This window comes from Hydrogenophaga intermedia (assembly GCF_000723405.1).
GTDB lineage: Bacteria > Pseudomonadota > Gammaproteobacteria > Burkholderiales > Burkholderiaceae_C > Hydrogenophaga > Hydrogenophaga intermedia.
This window is the reverse complement of sequence record NZ_CCAE010000047.1, coordinates 18,393-35,295: the sequence shown is the minus strand read 5'-3', so window position 1 is coordinate 35,295 and position 16,903 is coordinate 18,393. Positions and strand designations below refer to the sequence as shown.

Sequence of the window (16,903 nt, the reverse complement as noted above, 5' to 3'; positions counted from 1 at the left end):
CCTGACAACCCCGTCCCCCGAAAGGATCGCACCATGACTCCCAGGATCGCTGCTCCCTTCGCCGCCGTCTGCGCGGCGCTCCTCACCTTGCTGCCGGCCACCGCCGGTGCACAGGCCAAGGAGAAGTTCACCTTCGCCCTCAACTGGTTCGCCGTGGGCGACCACGCCGCCTACTGGGTGGCGCTGGACAAGGGCTATTACGCCCAGCGCGGCCTGGACGTGACGCTGGAAAACTCCAAGGGCTCGGGCGACTCCATCGCCAAGGTGGACACCGGCCGCGCCGACGCCGGCCTGGCCGATGCGGTGCCGGTCATCTCGGCCACGTCGCGCGGCGCGCGCGTGAAGATGGTGGGCATGGTGTTCGACAAGACGCCCATGACCTTCTTCAGCCACGCCGACAAGCCCCTGCTCAAGCCCAAGGACCTGGAAGGCAAGACCGTGGCCGCGCCCGCCGGCGACAGCCAGCGCCTGGCCTTCCCCGCCTTCGCGCGCCTGAACCAGATCGACCCGGCCAAGGTCACGTGGGTCAATATCGAGCCCACCGCCAAGGTCGCCTCCATTGCCGAGAAGCGCGTCGACGGCGTGGCCGACTACACCACCGGCCAGCCGTTCTACGACAAGGCCATGGGCCCGGGCAAGGCGGTGCGCCTGCAATGGGCCGACTACGGCTTCGACCTCTACGCCATGTCCATCATCGCGGGCGAGAAGACCATGGCCGACAAGCCGCAGCAGCTCAAGGCCTTCCTCGAGGCCAGCTACATGGGCTGGCGCGACGTGATGAGCAACCCCAAGGAAGCCCTGGCCATCTTCAAGAAGCGCGTGCCCGAGATCGACGTCGCCATCATCGAGGCCAACATGCAGATGGGCTTCGACCTGATGCGCACGAAGAACTACGCCGACAACGGCATCGGCTGGATCGACGAGAAGAAGATGTGCGCCTCCACCGAGATCGTGAACACCTACATGGGCCTGCCGAAGAAGGTGGACTGCAAGGACGTGTTCAACCCTGCCTTCTTCACCAAGGTGGCGATGCCGCTGACCGTCAAGTGAATCCACGCGTCCTCATTGAAGTCGACCATGCGGGCATGGTCTACCAGGCCGACAGCGGTCCGGTGGAAGCCTTGCGCGACATCTCCCTGCAGATCCACGAGGGCGAGTTCGTCGCCCTCGTGGGCCCCAGCGGCTGCGGCAAGTCCACGCTGATGCGCGCCATCGCCGGGCTGCGCCCGGTCACCAGCGGCCGCATCGTGGTGGACGGCGTGCCGGTGGACAAGCCCATCCCGAAAGTGGGCATGGTGTTTCAGGCCGCGCTGCTGCTGAAGTGGCGCACCGTGCTGGACAACGTGCTCCTGCCGGTGGAGCTGTCCGGTGGCAACCCCGCGCAGTACCGCGAGCGCGCGCTCGCGCTGCTGAAGATGGTGGGCCTGGGCGACTTCGCCGACAAACGCCCCGGCGAACTCTCGGGCGGCATGCAGCAGCGCGCCTCGCTGTGCCGCGCGCTCATCATGGACCCGCCCATCCTGCTGATGGACGAGCCCTTCGGCGCCCTGGACGCCATGACGCGTGACGAGATGAACATCGAGCTGCTGCGCATCTGGGGCGAGAGCGCCGGTGGCGGCCAACGCAAGACCATCGTCTTCGTCACGCACTCCATCCCCGAGGCGGTGTTCCTCGCCGACCGCGTGGTGGTCATGTCGCCGCGCCCCGGCCGCGTGGCCAACATCCGCGCGGTGGACATCGCCCGCCCGCGCACCGCCGAGACGCGCGCCGACCCCGCGCTTGGCCGCATGGCGTTCGAGCTGTACACCGAACTCTCCGGCGCCACCGGGCGGGGCGAGACCCGGGCCGGCCCGCACTGGTGAGCCCCGCGCACCGCTGAAGGACCGGCCCCGTGCGCATCGCCCTGTGCAACGAGGTGCTGGCGCCCTGGCCGTTCGCGCGCCAGTGCGAGTGGGCGGCGGCCCTGGGCTACGAAGGGCTGGAGCTGGCGCCCTTCACGCTGGGTGATGACGCGTGGAAGTTGCCGGCCGCCGAGCGCGCGGCCCTGCGCCGCGCGGCCAGCGACGCCGGCATCGCCATCTCTGGCCTGCACTGGCTGCTGCGCCAGCCCGAAGGCCTGTCCATCACCTCGCCCGACGCCACGGTGCGCGCGCGCACGCTCGAGGTGCTGCGCGGGCTCATCGACCTGTGCGCCGACCTTGGCGGCGCGGTGCTGGTGCACGGCTCGCCCGCGCAGCGCCGCCTGCCGGCGGATGACGAAGCGGCGGGGCGCGAGCGCGCCATCGAAACCTTCGCCACCGTCGCGGCCCACGCGCAGGCGGCCGGCGTCACCTACTGCATCGAGCCGCTGGCCGCGCCCGAGGCCGACTTCCTCCACACCGTGGCCGAGGCCGCCGCCGTCGTGCAGGCCATCGACCGGCCCGCGCTGCGCACCATGCTCGACTGCTGCGCTGCCGCGCGCGCAGAGGCCGAGTCCGTGCACGAGGTGCTGGCGCGCTGGCTGCCCACCGGCCTGCTGGCCCACGTGCAGGTGAACGACCCGAACCTGCGCGGCCCCGGCCAGGGCGCGGTGGGCTTCGCCGACATCCTTCGCGCGCTGCGCCGGCACGGCTACGCCGGCTGGATCGCCGTGGAGCCCTTCGACTACCACCCCGATGGCCCGGCCTGCGCCGCGCGCGCCATCGGCTACCTCAAAGGCCTTCTGGAGGCCCTGGACTGAATGAGCACCACGCCCGACGCCCCCCGCCTGAAGGTCCTGTCCGTCGACTGCTTCGAATCGCCGTACCGGCTGCGCCTGCCCTTCCGCTTCGGCGTCATCACCGTCACCGAAGGCCGCCAGGCCATCGTGCGCGTGCGGGTGCGCCACCAGAACGGGCGCGAAGGCACCGGCTACGCCGCCGAGGCGCTGGGCGCCAAGTGGTTCGACAAGAACCCCGCGCTCTCCGACGCGCAGAACCTCGACCAGTTGCGCAAGGCGCTGGAGTTGACCGCCGAGGCCTACCGCGCGGCGCCCGAACGCAGCGCCTTCGACCTCTACGCCGAGCACTACCGCCCGCTGCTGGACGCGGGCGCCGCCTGTGGCCTGAACCCGCTGGTCACCAGCTACGGCCCGGCCCTGCTGGACCGCGCCGTGCTCGATGCCTTGTGCCGCATTGAAGGCATGGGCTTCTGGCAGGCCCTGCGGCACAACCGGCCGGGGATGCGCGCGCACGCCATCGCGCCCGATCTGAGCGGCTTTGAACTCTCGCCCTTCCTGCGCGGGCTCGAACCCCTCACCAGCGTGGCCGTGCGCCACACCGTGGGCCTGCTCGACCCCATCGTCGCGGCCGACCAGCCGGCCGGCACGCGCGTCGACGACGACCTGCCCGAAACGCTCGAAGAGGTGGTGGCCACGTACGGCAACCGCTACTTCAAGCTCAAGGTGAGTGGCCAGGCCGACGCCGACCTGGAGCGCCTGCGCCGCATCGCCTCGGTGCTGGACCGCCTCGACGAGCCCTACGCCGCCACGCTCGACGGCAACGAGCAGTACGAGGACGCCGAGGCCATTGCCGCCTTGTGGCAGCGCATGCAGGCCGAGCCCGCGCTGCAGCGCCTGTGCGAGTCCACGCTGCTGATCGAGCAGCCCATCAAGCGGCAGGTGGCGCTGACCCGGCCCGTGAGCGCATTGGCGCGCCACAAGCCGGTGATCATCGACGAGTCCGATGGCGACCTTGAGGCCTTTCCGCGCGCGCGTGCGCTGGGCTACACCGGCGTGTCGTCGAAGGCCTGCAAGGGTTTCTACAAGTCCATCCTGAACCTCGCGCGCTGCCGCGTGTGGAACGAGGCCGTTGGCCACCCGACGTACTTCATGTCGGCCGAGGACCTGACGACCCAGCCCGGCGTCTCGGTGCAGCAGGACCTTGCGCTGGTGGCCCTGCTCGGCATCTCGCACGTGGAGCGCAACGCCCACCACTTCATCGACGGCTTCAACGGCCGCCCGCCGGCCGAAGCGCGGGCCTACCTCGCCGCGCACCCGGACCTGTACCACGAGCAGAACGGCCGCGTGCGCCTGCGCATCGATGGTGGGCAACTGGCGCTGGGCTCGCTGGCCGGCGTGGGCTTCGGCTCTGCCGTGGACCCGGTGCTCGACGACACCGCGCCCATGGCGCGTGCCGACTGGCCACCCACCACCTCACCGACGCCATGAACGACTACGAACAGCACGACGGCTTGGGGCTGGCCGCTCTGGTGCGGCAAGGCCACGTGTCGCCGAGCGAATTGCTCGACGCCGCGCTCGCGCGCATCGAGCGACACAACCCGGCGCTCAACGCCGTGGTCACGCCGCTCCACGATGCCGCGCGCGCCGAGATCGCGCGCGGCCTGCCGCCCGGCCCTTTCCATGGCGTTCCCTTCCTGGTGAAGGAACTGGTGGCCTCGGTGGCCGGTGCCGCCACCACTGCGTCCTCGCGCCTCTACGCCCACCAGATGCCGGCGGCCGACAGCGAGATCGTGGCGCGCATGCGCCGCGCCGGCCTGGTCATCGCGGGCAAGACCAACTCGCCCGAGTTCGGCCTCTCGCCCGCCACCGAATCGCTGCTCTACGGCGTCACCCGCAACCCCTGGGACCTCTCGCTCACGCCCGGCGGCTCCAGCGGCGGCGCGGCGGCGGCCGTGGCCTCGGGCATGGTGCCGGCGGCCCATGCCACCGACGGCGGCGGCTCCATCCGCATCCCCGCCTCGTGCTGCGGCCTGTTCGGCCTGAAGCCCACGCGCGCGCGGGTCACCGCCGGCCCCGAAGGCGGCGAGGGCCTGAGCGGCCTGGCCCACCAGCACGTGGTGAGCCGCAGCGTGCGCGACAGCGCGGCCCTGCTCGACGCCCTGGCCGGGCCGATGCCGGGCGACCCCTACAGCGCCGCGCCGCCCGAGCGGCCCTGGCTCGACGAAGTGGGCCGCACGCCTGGCCGCCTGCGCATCGCCTTTGCCAAGGCCGCGCCCACCGGCGTGCCCGTGGACGCGGCCTGCGTGGCCGCCGTGGAAGACGCCGCGCGCCTGTGCGAACAACTGGGCCACCACGTGGAAGAGGCCTCACCCGACTTCGACGCCCCCGCGCTGGAGCGTGGGTTCGAGATGGTGTTCGCCGCCAACACCATGGCCAACATCGCGCGCGCCACTGGCGGCGCCATGCCCGATCGCGAACTGGTGGAGCCGCTGACCTACGCGCTGGCCGAATCCGCACGCGGCCTCAGCGCGGCCGACTACATCCTCAACCTCCAGGGCCTGCACCGCCAGGCGCGGCGCATCGCGGGCTTCTTCGGGCGGTACGACATCTGGCTCACGCCCACGCTGGCGCAGACGCCGCGCCCGCTGGGCTGGTTCGACATCCGCACCAGCGACTCGCAGGCCTGGCTCGCGAAGGTGGTGGCCTACCTGCCCTTCACCTACCCCTTCAACGTCACCGGCCAGCCCGCGGCCTCCGTGCCGCTGCACTGGACGGACGACGGCCTGCCGATCGGCTGCCAGTTCGCGGCGCGCTATGGTGAAGAAGGCCTGTTGCTGCGCCTGTGCGCGCAACTGGAAGCGGCGCGGCCCTGGTTCCACCGGCGCCCGCCGGTGACCACCCATCCCCCTCGGCAGACCGGCGGTCGGCCGTAAGCGCTACTGCATCGGTAGTATTTGTCGGTTTTTGTAACAACCGTGTCGGCCGATGTATGTGACCAAGGGGGGACACATGAGACGCATGGGCAGGTGGAGCGGGGCGCTGCTGGCGCTGGTGGTGGCCGGCGCGGCGCAGGCGCAGCGAGAGGAAGTCATCGGCGTGGTGGCCAATCCGCCGCAGGTGGAGGCCTACGCGCAACCCGATGGGGGCGAGAAGGTGCGCCTGGTGCCGGCGGCGGAACTGGCGCACAAGCCGCGCGTGCTGGAAACCAGCGCGGACCACAGCCGGGTGCGCGTGAACGTCGGTGGCCAGGACCTGTGGCTGGAGCGCCGTGCCTTGCGCCTGAAGGCCGAGGTCAACGCCACCTGCCACGTGGTGGCCACCTCGCGCGACGCGCCGCCCATGGGCGCGGGCCGCGGCGCCAACAGCGGCTGTGCGCCGGCGAGGCCATGATGGCGCCGGCCCGCCCGCGCCGCACCGCGCTGCCCCTGATGCTGGCACTGGCGCTGTGCCTGCCCGCCCTCGCGCAGCAGGGCGGCGACCCCACCGATCCGGCGAACCGCACGGGCACCGCGCCGGCGCCCGGTGGCGAAGCGCCCGCCCCGATCAAGGCCATTGGCGGCTTTCTGGGTGGCCTGCTCGGCGGTGACAAGAACAAGCCGCAGATCGACGAGCTCAAGCCAGGTGCGTACACGAAGTCCAACGAGGCCATCGGCGAAGAGCGCGACCTCGCGGAGATGGAGGTCTCGCGCGGCGTGGTGCCCATGGAGGGCTTCACCACCTACGCCAATGGCGTGCTCGACAAGCTCAAGGCGGCCAGCGGCCTGACGCAGATACCCGGCCAAGTGCACGTGGTGGCCAGTGGCGAACTGGACGCGGGCGCCACGGCCGACGGCAACGTCTACCTCTCGGTGGCCTACCTGCGCTCGCTCAAGAACGAGGACCAGCTCGCCGCGCTGCTGGCGCACGAGCTGGCGCACGTGCTGCTGAAGCACCACGACTCCAACGTCTTCACGCGCACGCAGAAGCAGCTGTCGTCCATGCTGGCCGTGGGCATGGGCACGCGCAACGCGCTGGACGCCATCGGCGGCCAGCGCGCGGCCAGCGCCGCGCTCACGCCCAGCCAGCAGAAAGCCCTGGGCGAGCTGGAGGTGATGATCAAGTTCAGCGACCTGGCGCTGCACCCCGCCTGGTCGCGCCGCCAGGAGAGCGAGGCCGACCGCCTCGGCATGGACTTGATGGTGCGCGCGGGCTACAGCTACTTCGCCGGCCTGGTGCCCTGGCTGGAGATGGTGGCGCAGTGGGACGACCTGCGCGCCCAGCGCCTGGCCGAGCAGCAGGCCCGCAAGCAGGAGACCCTGAACACGCTGTTCGCGTCGGGCCAGCTCGACCAGGGCCTCAAGCAGACCTTGGACATGGGCGCCGGCCAGATCATTGGCGCCTTGTCGCGCACGCACGAGGACGGCCAGCAGCGCCTGAGCGACATCAACGCCTACTTCGAGAACGCCTACAAGAAGGAAGTGCCCAAGGTCGCGCCGCGCGTGCAACCCTTCGAGGCGGTGGTCAATCGCCCGGCCGTCAAGGGCATCGCCGATGGCTACACCAAGGTGTTCGAGGCCCGCGACCTGCTGGTCAAGGGCGAGCCCGGTCCGGCCGCGGCGCTGCTGACACCGCTGGTGCGAAGCGGCCCGCTGGCCCAGCACGCCCTGCCCAACACGCTGATGGTGGACGCCCTGAAGGCCACCGGCAAGCGGCGCGAGGCCGAGGCCCACCTGGCCCGCGCGCCGCGCTGGACGCCCACCACGTGGGACGTGTACGAAACCGCGGCCATCTTCGAGAAAGACCGCGGCAAGCGCGACGCCGCGCGCCAGATCGGCAAGACCGCCTTCGACCGGTTCTCCCGCGCGCCTTCTGCCTACCCGCGCCTGATCGCCCTGTACCGGCGAAGCGGCCTGCCCGAGGACGCGCAGCGTGTGCTCGGCGAATGCAAGCTGGTGCAGGCCGACATGCGTGAGCGCTGCGACGAGGCCGCGCGTGGCAGCTGAGGACAGCGGCGCGCCCGCGCCGGCCTGCCCTCCACCCGCTCCACCCGCTCCACCCGCTCCACCGCCGCCGGTGCCGCTGGTGGTGCTGTGCACGATCGTGGCGGGGCTGGGGCTGGCCTGGCTGTCCAACTTCTTCGACAGCGACGAGATCCTCAAGCGCTTGGCCGCGCGCAGCTTCGCGCCGCTGCTCACGCAGGACTACGGCACGCAGGGGCAGGCGCGCATCGCGGTCGTGACCATCGACGACGGCGACCTCGACGAGTACGGCCTGACCTGGCCCGTGCCCCTGGACTTCCATCAGCGCCTGATCGGGCGCATCGCCGCGCACCAGCCGCGGGCCGTGTTCCTGGACGTGGTCTTCCTGGACGACCGGCCCCAGCCACAGGTGGAGCGGCTGCGCGAGGCCGTGTGCGCGGCGGCGGCCAACGGCGTGCCCTTCTACTACGCGACCTACCAGCGCGTGGACCTCAGCTCCAACGTCGAGCTCATGCTGTCGACCGCGCGAACGCCCACGGGTGAGCGCTGCGCCCAGCCGGTGCGCGCCCCGGTCGAGGTCGACCGGCTTGACCAGCACCAATGGGTGTACCCGCTCAACCCCGCCTCGGGCCCCGCGGCGCACGACCGGGCGCGCCGCGCGCCCTCGGTGGCGCTGACCCTGCACTGCCTGCACGACCCGCAGAACTGCCCGCGCGACACCAGCGAACCCATGGCACTGCTCTGGCCCACCGCCGCCGCGGCGAGCAACCTGGAGATCATGGTCAGGCCCCGCATGGATGGGAAAGGCTATGACCCGATCTGCCGCGGCGAGTGGCACTGGTCGGAGGCCGTGCCCTTCAACGGGCTCGCGCGGCGCGTGTGGCACTGGGTGTGGGCGCAGGAATACCAGAAGCCGGCCCCGCTGTGCCCCTACAACCAGGTGGTGCCTGCCTCGGCGTTCAAGGGCATCGGCTTCACGGCGGAGGAGCTCGACCACGCGCTGCGCGAGCGCTTCGTGCTCATCGGCGTCGATCTGATCGCCATCAACGACCACGTGCTTTCGCCCGTGCACGGCCGCTTGCCGGGCGTGCATGCGCATGCGGTGGCGCTGGACAACCTGATCACGCTGAACGGCCGCTACATGGGCGGCGGCGGCTTCGAGTGGCCTTGGGACGGCTGGACCTGGACCGGCTGGCAGAAGGCCACGCTGTTCAGCCTGGCCAGTCTGTGCCTGGTTGCGGGCGCGCTCGTGCCCTACAAGTGCTGGCAACGCGGTCGATTGAAAGCGGCTCGCACGGCGCATGCGGCTTCCAGGAAATCCGCGCCCTTCCAAAGCTGGGAACGTTTCGCGGACCTCGCGCGCCGGCATGCGGGGACACGCGGCAAGGCCTTGCGATGGCTTGTCCTGGGGGCCCTGCTCGTCTGGCTGCTGGCCTACCTGTGCAGCGCCGCGGGCGGCCCGGGGCGCTTGCTGATTCTGTTGCCGCTGACCCTGGCGCTGTGGATGCTGCTGAGCGGCCAGCCCGTGTTTGGCCGCCACGACGTCCACCGCCTGGCGCTGGGGCTGCGCGTGACCGAGGTGCTGGTCTATGCGCTGGTGACGCTGGCCATCGTCTGCCTCGGATTCGGGGTGTTCCGCCAGGGCCCCCTGGTGGTCGTTGAGTACGTGGGGCTCACGGCCCTGGCCGGCGTGCTGGGCTGGGGGGAAACGGTGGCGCGGCACGCGCACGCCTTCTGGCGCGCGCTGTCGGACGGCGACCCCGTCGAGGCCTGGAACCGCCACGCGGCCGAGGAGGCGGACAAGCGCATCGATCCCTGAGCGTGGCGGGCCACCCGCTGCGCCGGGCTGCGCTGCGCCCCCTCCGGGGCTTCAGCCCTTGCTGGCGGCGGCCAGCGACTGGATGTAGGCCGTGCCGGTCTTGAGCACGTGCCGGAACAGGATCTCGCCCGCGAAGCGCGCGTCGCGCAGCTCCATGGCCGACATCACCAGCTCGTGCTCCTTCACCGACTCGTCCCAACGCCCGTCGGAGGTGATGGCCACGAAGCGCGGCCGCCGAGCGCGCGTCATCAGGTCGGCGTGGGTGCGGCTGAGTTGTGGGTTGGCCGCCATCTCGATGATGGTTTCGTGGATGCGGTGGTTGAGTTCGAAGTAGCGGTCGCGGTCGCCTTCCGCGTAGCGCCGCAGCATTTCGTCGTGCAGCGCGCGCAGCCGCGCCAGCGCCGGCGCCGAGGCCTGCAGCGTCACCGTCTCCACCGCCAGGCGCTCCAGGGCGGCGATCACCGCGAACAGGTTGACGATCTCGTCCGTGGAGGGCGTCGTCACGCGCGAGCCCCGATTAGGCAGGAGTTCGACCAGGCCCTCCGCCGCCAGCACCTTCAGGGCTTCCCGGATGGGTGTGCGCGACACCCCCAGCGCCTCGCTGAGCCCCAGCTCGTTGATGCGCTCGCCCGAGGCCAGTTCGCCGTGGACGATCAGGTTGCGGATGTGCCCGCAAACGTCGGCGTGCACGCCATGCCGGCGCCGTCGCTCCTCCGCGCCGGGCGGTTCTTCCGCGCCCGCCACGGGCGCGGGCCCTTGTCGGGCCTCAGTCACAGGCTTGTCCACGGCCTTCCCCATTTGAATGCAGGCTTGAGCTGCGCCACCATAAGTGAATTATCTTGGTGCGAGCTTAAGTCAAATTGAATGCAGTACGCACCGTTCAGGTGCGTAAATACCCGGTTGACATCAGATTTCCCGAAAAGATAATGCACTTGCACGGTTCTTGCATTTTCCGGGGTCCACATCCCTCAACACCCATCCGCTGCTCCAGCGAAGGAATTGCCATGAAGTTTCGCCGATCCCTCCTCCTTTCGGCCGCCGCCGCCCTGACCTTTGCGGGTCTTCACGCCCCGTCCATGGCGCAGCAACGGCTTCGCGTGGCGGGCAACTTTCCCGCGGACCACACCGCCACCAAGGTGATGGAGATCTTCAAGAAAGAGGTCGAGGCACGCACCAAGGGCGAACTGCAGGTGGACCTGTTCCCCAACATGCAGCTGGGCGGCGCGGCGGAGAACGTCGACCAGGTCCGCTCCGGCACGGTCTTCGCCATCGTCACCTCCATCGCCTATTTCACCCGCATCGTGCCGGAGTACGAGGCCGTCAGCCTGCCCTTCCTGTTCCACTCGCGCGAAGCCGCCTTCCGCGTCATGGACGGCCCGGTGGGCAAGCTGTTCGACGAGCGCATGGCGCAGAAGGGCTTCATCAGCCTGGGCTACGGCGAGCTGGGTTTTCGCCACGTGACCAACAACGTGCGGCCCATCACGTCGTCGGCCGACTTCAAGGGCCTGAAGATCCGCCTGCAGCCCAATGAGGTGCACCTGGACACCTTCCGCGCACTGGGCGCCAACCCGGTCGCCATGGACGTCAAGGAGGTGTATTCGGCCATGCAGCAGGGCGTGCTGGACGGCCACGAGAACCCGTACAACATCATCGCCAGCCGCCGCTTCAACGAGGTGCAGAAGCACCTGTCCGACACCGGCCACTTCTACGACTTCATCAACGCCGCCGCCAACAAGCGCCTGTTCGAGCGCCTGAGCAAGCCACAGCAGGAAGCGGTCATGGCCTCCATGAAAGAGGCCATGACCTGGCAGCGCGCCGAGGCGGCGCGCGAGGATGAGCGCTGGCGCCAGCAGCTGGTCAAGGCCGGCATGACCTTCACCCCGATTACCCCGCAAGGCCGCGCCGACTTCCGCCGCAGCACCGCGGGCGTGGTGGAGTCGCTCAAGAAGCGCATCGACCCCAAGCTGATCGACACCGTCGTCAGCGAGGCCGCCAAGTGACGCAGGGGGCCCCTGCCGCAGACGCGGCTCCCCCACCCGGCGACGGCGGCCTGCCGCCGGTCTGGCCCGCCATCCGGCGCGTGGTCGAGGCCTTCGACCGCGCGTCCATGGTCGTGATCGTGCTGGCCATGGCCGCGATGACGCTGATGGTGTCCCTGCAGGTGTTCTGGCGCTACGTGCTGAGCTCGTCCATCGACTCGGCCGACGAGGTCTCGCGCCTGTTCTTCGTCTGGGTCATCTTCCTGGCGATTCCGCACGGCATCAAGTACGCGGTGCACGTCGGCATCGACCTGCTGGTGATGAACCTGTCGCCGCGCAACAAGGACCGGCTGTTCCGCCTCGTGAGCGTGGCCAGCGCGGTGCTGATGGCGGCGATCTTCTGGGCTGCCTGGGTGGCCACGCAGGACAAGTGGCAGGAGCTCATGCCCACCCTGCCCATCACGGCCGGCATCTACTACGTCGCCGTGCTCGTCTGCGCGGCCCACTCGTTCGTCCACCTGGTGCTGCACGCCTGGCTGGGCCCGCGCATCTGGGAAGGAAGGCTGTCATGACCTGGTTGGTGATCGCCGTCTTCTGCGTGCTCGCCTTGGCGGGCATGCCCCTGGCGTTCGCGCTGGGCTTCGCCTCCCTCGCGGCCCTGTACGCCGCCGACTTCGAGCTGGTGATGATGGCCCAGCGCATGCTGCACGCGGTGGACAACTTCCCGCTGATGGCCATTCCCCTGTTCATGCTGGCCGGCGAGCTGATGGTCAAGGCCGGCATGATGGAGCGGCTGGTGGCCTTCGCCAACAGCCTGGTCGGCCGCGTGCACGGGGGCCTGGCCCACGTGACCATCATCGCGGGCACCATCCTGGCCTCGGTCAGCGGCGCGGCGGTGGCATCGGCCAGCGCCCTGGGCAGCGCCCTGGTGCCCGCGCTGCGCAAGCACTACCCCGACAGCTACAACTGCGCGGTGATCGCCTCGGCCGCCAACCTGGGGCCGGTGATCCCGCCGTCCAACGCCATGATCGTCTACGCGCTGATGGCGGGCTCGTCGGTGTCGGTGGGCGGGCTGTTCATGGCCGGCATCGTGCCTGGCATCCTGCTCGCGCTGGGCTTCATCGGCATCGCCAGCTTCATCTCCTGGAAGCGGAAGTACCCGCCCACGGGCGAGGCCTTCAGCGCGCGCAACGCCTGGCAGCAGTTCCGCAAGGCGCACCTCATCCTGTTCATGCCCATCATCGTGGTGGGCGGCATCATCGGCGGCGTGTTCACGGCCACCGAGGGCGCGGCCATCGCGGTGGTCTATTCGGGGCTGGTGGGCCTGCTGGTCACGCGCAAGCTCAAGCTGTCGGACCTGCCGGGCTGCCTGTTCCGCGCGGCCGTCACGGCCTCGATGGTGGGCGCTCTGATCGCGCTGGCCGCCACCGTGACTTTCCTGCTCACCATCGACATGGTGCCGCAGCAGATGGCCGACTGGGTCAAGGGCATGACCTCAGACCCCATGGTGTTCGTGCTGCTGACCATGCTGCTGCTGGTGGTGGTGGGCATGTTCATGGAATCGAACGCGGCCTACATCATGCTGGTGCCGCTGTTCGTGCCGATCGCCGATGCCTTCGGCCTGGACCCGCTGTGGTTCGGCTTCCTGTTCATGTTCAACCTGGTGATCGGCATGATGACGCCGCCGGTGGGGGTGCTGTTCTTCGTGATGAGCGGCATTACGCGCGTGCCCATGGGGGCGATCATCCGCGAGGCCATGCCCTTCGTGATCTTCCAGTTCGCGATGCTGTTGCTGTGCGTGGCATTCCCGTCCATCGTCACGGCGCTGCCGCGTGCGCTGGGCTTCTGAAGGAATGGGCATGACGCCAGACCCATCAATGAAGACCACGGGGCCGCTGGACCTGCTGATCACGGGTGCCACCGTGGTGCACACGCGCCCGCAACTGGAGGTGATCGAGAACGCGGTGATCGGCATCGCCGGCCCACGCATCGCCTTCGTGGCGGGCGCGGCCGACGCGCCGCGCACGGCCGCGCGCCGCACCATCGATCTCGGCGGCCATCTGGTGCTGCCGGGCTTCGTCAACGTGCACACCCACACCATCCTGACCATGGTGCGCGGCGTGGCCGAGGACATGGGCTTCGCGCCGGCCTACACGCCCGGCGTGCCCCACGGCCACGAGGTCACGCCGGACGAGGCCGTGGCCCTGGCGCGCCTGGGCGCGCTGGAGGCCCTGATGTTCGGCTCCACCGTCATCAACGACAGCTACGTGCACGCCGACCTGACCCTGCCGGCCATGGCCGACGTGGGCCTGCGCGCCTACGCCTGCGGCCGCATCCACGACGTGGACTTCTCGCGCGTGCACCTGGGCGAGTGGCGGCACGACGAGGCCATCGGTGAACGCACCCTGGGCGAGGCCCTCGCCCTGCACGCGCGCTGGCACGGCGGACCCGAAGGCCGCACCGGCGTGCACCTCACGCCGCACGCGCCCGATACCTGCTCGCGCGGCCTGCTGCGCCAGGTGGCGGACCACCGCGAGCGCCACGGCGGCGTGGTCACCACGCACCTGTCGCAAAGCCGCATGGAGAACCAGCGCGTGCAGGAGCGCGACGGTTGCACGCCCTGCGAGCTGCTGGAACAGACCGGCCTGCTCGGCCCTTCGCTGATCGCCGCGCACGGCATGTACATGAGCGAGTCCGACATGCGGCGGGCCGGTGCGGCCGGCATGAACCTCGCGCACGTGCCCAAGGGCAACGCCACGGGCGGGCGCATCGCGCCCACGCGCGCCATGCAGGACGCCGGCATCCGCCTCGCGCTGGCCACCGACAACATGCACGCCGACATGATCGAGGTCATGCGATGGGCCCTGAACCTGGGGCGCATACAGACGGGTGGCATCGACGAGGGCTGGCAGCCGGCGGACATGCTGCGCATGGCCACCTGGAACGGCGCGCACGCCATGGGCCTGGGCGATCACCTGGGCAGCCTGGAGGCGGGCAAGCTGGCCGACATGGTCTGCGTGGACATGCGCCGCCCGCACCTGGTGCCCTGCATCAACCCGCTGGGCAACCTGGTGCACACCGGCCAGGGCCGCGACGTGGCCATGGTGCTGGTGCACGGCGAGATCGTGGTGGAAGGCGGTCGCGCCCTGCGCGTCGACCAAGACAGCATCCTGGCCGACGCCCAAGCGGCGGCGGCCGCCTTGTGGGAGCGGGCGCGCGCGCAAGTCGAGCCCCGGAGACACGCTTGAACATCCTCGTCATCAACCCCAACATTTCCCAAAGCGTCACGGACCTGATCCACAGCGAGGCCCGTCGCGCGGCCCTGCCGGATACGCGGATCACCATGGCCACCGCGCCGTTCGGCGTGGCCTACATCGAGACGCCCGGCGAAGCCGCGGTCGGCGCCTACGCCTCGCTGCAACTGCTGGCGCAACAGCAGGCCGGGCACGATGCGGCCGTGATCGCCGCCTTCGGCGACCCCGGCGTGGCAGCCGCCAAGGAACTGCTCGACATCCCTGTCGTGGGCCTCACCGAGTCCGCGGTGGCCGCGGCCTTCCTGCTGGGTGGGCGCTTCGCCATCGTGGGCATCTCGCAGCGCATCGGTGCCTGGTACGTGCAGACCGTGGAACAACTGGGCCTGTCCTCGCGCATGACCGGCTACCGCGGGCTCAAGCAGGGCTTCGCCAGCGTGGGCACCGTGCAGCACGAAGCGCGCGACGTGCTGCGCGAGATGTGCCTGAGCTGCGTGGAGCAGGATGGCGCGGACAGCATCATCCTGGCCGGCGCACCGCTGGCGGGTTTGGCGCGCGAGATCGCCGATCAGGTGCCCGTGCCCCTCATCGATGGCGTGGGCAGCGCGATCCGCATGGCCGAGGCCCTGGGCCGCGCCGGCTACGAGCCGCGACGCAGCGGGGCGTTGTCGCCTCCGCCCGCCAAGGCGCACCAGGGGTTGAGCGGCGGCCTGGCGCTGCTGATGGGGCGCCAGCCATGAGCGAACGCCCCGACTTCGACCTGGTGATCCGCCACGCCCGCGTGGCCACCGCCGCTGACTGCTTCACCAGCGACATCGGCATCCGCGACGGCGTGATCCAGCAGCTGGGCCAGCGCCTCGCCGCTGGTGTGCGAGAGATCGACGCTGCGGGTCGGGTGGTCACGCCCGGCGGTGTGGACGCCCATTGCCACCTCGACCAGCCCATGGCGCCACCGGTGCGCATGGCCGACGACTTCGACAGCGGCACGCGCGCCGCGGCCTGTGGCGGTACCACCACCGTCATTCCCTTCGCGGCGCAGGCCAAGGGCCAGTCCCTGCGTGCCGCGGTGAACGACTACCACGCGCGCGCCGAGGGCCGGGCGCACCTCGATCACGCCTTCCACCTGATCGTGAGCGACCCCACGCCCGAGGTGCTGACGCGCGAGCTGCCCGAGCTGATCCGCGAGGGCTACACCTCGTTCAAGATCTACATGACCTACGACGACCTCAAGCTCGACGATGGTCAGATCCTGGACCTGCTGGAACTCGCGCGGCGCCACGACGCCATGGCCATGATCCACGCGGAGAACGCCGACTGCATCGCCTGGCTGACGCGCCGCCTGGAAGCGGCGGGCCGCACCGCGCCGCGCTTTCACGCGCACGCGCGGCCCATGCTGGTGGAGCGCGAGGCCACGCACCGCGCCATTTCGCTGGCCGAGCTGATCGACGTGCCCATCCTGATCGTGCACGTCTCGGGCCGCGAAGCGGTGGAGCAGATCCGCTGGGCGCGCGCCCAGGGCCTGAAGGTGTTCGCCGAGACGTGCCCGCAGTACCTCTTTCTCACGGCCGAGGACCTGGGCATCGACGACAGCTACAAGGGCGCGCGCTGCGTGTGCAGCCCGCCGCCGAGGGACAAGCAGAACCAGCAGGTGATCTGGGATGGCCTGGCCGATGGCCTGTTCACCGTGTTCTCCTCCGACCACGCGCCCTTTCGCTACGAGGGCACCGAGGGCAAGAAGCCGAATGGCGAAGAGGTGGCGTTCCAGCACATCCCGAACGGCATTCCCGGCATCGAAACGCGCATGCCGCTGCTGTACTCGGAGGGTGTGCTGGGCGGGCGCATCACGCTGCAGCGCTTCGTCGAACTCACGGCCACCAACCCCGCCAAAGCCTATGGCCTGCATCCGCGCAAAGGCAGCATCGCCATTGGCGGCGACGCCGACCTGGTGATCTGGGACGAAGGCGAACGCACCGTGCGCAATGCCGCCCTGCACCACGCGGTGGATTACACGCCCTATGAAGGCATGACCCTGCGCGCCTGGCCGGGGGTCACCATCGCCAGCGGCGAAGTGGTCTGGGACGGGCAGGATTTCCACCCGCGCCTTGGCCAGGGCCGCTACCTGCGCTGTGGTCGGCCGAGCCTGCTGCCGGCCCGGCCCGATTCGACCCATTCACCCGCGGCGTGATGCCCGCCGCGCG

At 70.2% G+C, this 16,903-nt stretch carries 15 protein-coding genes; 14 read left to right on the top strand and 1 reads right to left on the bottom strand.

Going from position 1 to position 16,903, the window contains the following annotated elements:
- Nucleotides 1-33: 33 nt before the first annotated feature.
- The 8 genes from BN948_RS20140 (at nucleotide 34) to BN948_RS20105 (ending at nucleotide 9,475) form a co-directional block, all read left to right on the top strand.
- Nucleotides 34-1,050 (top strand): ABC transporter substrate-binding protein, encoded by a 1,017-nt coding sequence (locus BN948_RS20140; RefSeq protein WP_009519514.1) that lies wholly within the window; start codon nucleotides 34-36, stop codon nucleotides 1,048-1,050.
- Complete coding sequence (locus BN948_RS20135; protein WP_236953890.1) at nucleotides 1,047-1,862, top strand: ABC transporter ATP-binding protein; 816 nt, start codon at nucleotides 1,047-1,049, stop codon at nucleotides 1,860-1,862. Before BN948_RS20140 ends, BN948_RS20135 begins: the two co-directional genes overlap by 4 nt.
- A 29-nt stretch (nucleotides 1,863-1,891) precedes the next feature.
- Nucleotides 1,892-2,719 (top strand): sugar phosphate isomerase/epimerase family protein, encoded by an 828-nt coding sequence (locus BN948_RS20130; protein ID WP_009519516.1) that lies wholly within the window; start codon nucleotides 1,892-1,894, stop codon nucleotides 2,717-2,719.
- Nucleotides 2,720-4,186, top strand: coding sequence for an enolase-like domain-containing protein (locus BN948_RS20125; protein ID WP_009519517.1), 1,467 nt, complete (start codon nucleotides 2,720-2,722; stop codon nucleotides 4,184-4,186).
- Nucleotides 4,183-5,631, top strand: coding sequence for an amidase (locus BN948_RS20120; protein WP_009519518.1), 1,449 nt, complete (start codon nucleotides 4,183-4,185; stop codon nucleotides 5,629-5,631). Before BN948_RS20125 ends, BN948_RS20120 begins: the two co-directional genes overlap by 4 nt.
- A gap of 85 nt (nucleotides 5,632-5,716) precedes the next feature.
- Nucleotides 5,717-6,088 (top strand): hypothetical protein, encoded by a 372-nt coding sequence (locus BN948_RS20115; protein ID WP_035623405.1) that lies wholly within the window; start codon nucleotides 5,717-5,719, stop codon nucleotides 6,086-6,088.
- Nucleotides 6,085-7,680 (top strand): M48 family metalloprotease, encoded by a 1,596-nt coding sequence (locus BN948_RS20110; RefSeq protein ID WP_035623402.1) that lies wholly within the window; start codon nucleotides 6,085-6,087, stop codon nucleotides 7,678-7,680. The genes BN948_RS20115 and BN948_RS20110 overlap by 4 nt, the downstream gene beginning before the upstream one ends.
- Nucleotides 7,670-9,475, top strand: coding sequence for a CHASE2 domain-containing protein (locus tag BN948_RS20105; RefSeq protein WP_162182752.1), 1,806 nt, complete (start codon nucleotides 7,670-7,672; stop codon nucleotides 9,473-9,475). Before BN948_RS20110 ends, BN948_RS20105 begins: the two co-directional genes overlap by 11 nt.
- Before the next feature lie 51 nt (nucleotides 9,476-9,526).
- Here the strand turns inward: BN948_RS20105 and BN948_RS20100 are convergent, their stop codons facing one another.
- The gene (locus BN948_RS20100) at nucleotides 9,527-10,249 is read right to left on the bottom strand and encodes a GntR family transcriptional regulator (protein ID WP_158515858.1); all 723 of its coding nucleotides are present in this window, start codon (nucleotides 10,247-10,249) and stop codon (nucleotides 9,527-9,529) included.
- 230 nt (nucleotides 10,250-10,479) lie between these two features.
- On the opposite strand from BN948_RS20100, the gene BN948_RS20095 reads away from it, so the two are divergent.
- From BN948_RS20095 to hydA, 6 genes are read left to right on the top strand one after another with little or no spacing between them, the layout of a single operon-like run.
- Entirely contained in the window at nucleotides 10,480-11,475 is a 996-nt protein-coding gene (locus tag BN948_RS20095) for a TRAP transporter substrate-binding protein (protein WP_009519523.1), read from the top strand.
- Entirely contained in the window at nucleotides 11,472-12,026 is a 555-nt protein-coding gene (locus tag BN948_RS20090) for a TRAP transporter small permease (RefSeq protein WP_009519524.1), read from the top strand. The genes BN948_RS20095 and BN948_RS20090 overlap by 4 nt, the downstream gene beginning before the upstream one ends.
- Nucleotides 12,023-13,303, top strand: a complete 1,281-nt coding sequence (locus BN948_RS20085; protein WP_009519525.1) for a TRAP transporter large permease — start codon at nucleotides 12,023-12,025, stop codon at nucleotides 13,301-13,303. The genes BN948_RS20090 and BN948_RS20085 overlap by 4 nt, the downstream gene beginning before the upstream one ends.
- A 10-nt stretch (nucleotides 13,304-13,313) precedes the next feature.
- The gene (locus BN948_RS20080; RefSeq protein WP_009519526.1) at nucleotides 13,314-14,702 is read left to right on the top strand and encodes an amidohydrolase family protein; all 1,389 of its coding nucleotides are present in this window, start codon (nucleotides 13,314-13,316) and stop codon (nucleotides 14,700-14,702) included.
- Nucleotides 14,699-15,445, top strand: coding sequence for an aspartate/glutamate racemase family protein (locus BN948_RS20075; RefSeq protein WP_009519528.1), 747 nt, complete (start codon nucleotides 14,699-14,701; stop codon nucleotides 15,443-15,445). The genes BN948_RS20080 and BN948_RS20075 overlap by 4 nt, the downstream gene beginning before the upstream one ends.
- A complete protein-coding gene (gene hydA / locus BN948_RS20070) occupies nucleotides 15,442-16,890 on the top strand; it encodes a dihydropyrimidinase (protein ID WP_009519529.1) in 1,449 nt (482 codons plus the stop codon). Before BN948_RS20075 ends, hydA begins: the two co-directional genes overlap by 4 nt.
- The last annotated feature ends 13 nt before the right edge of the window (nucleotides 16,891-16,903 follow it).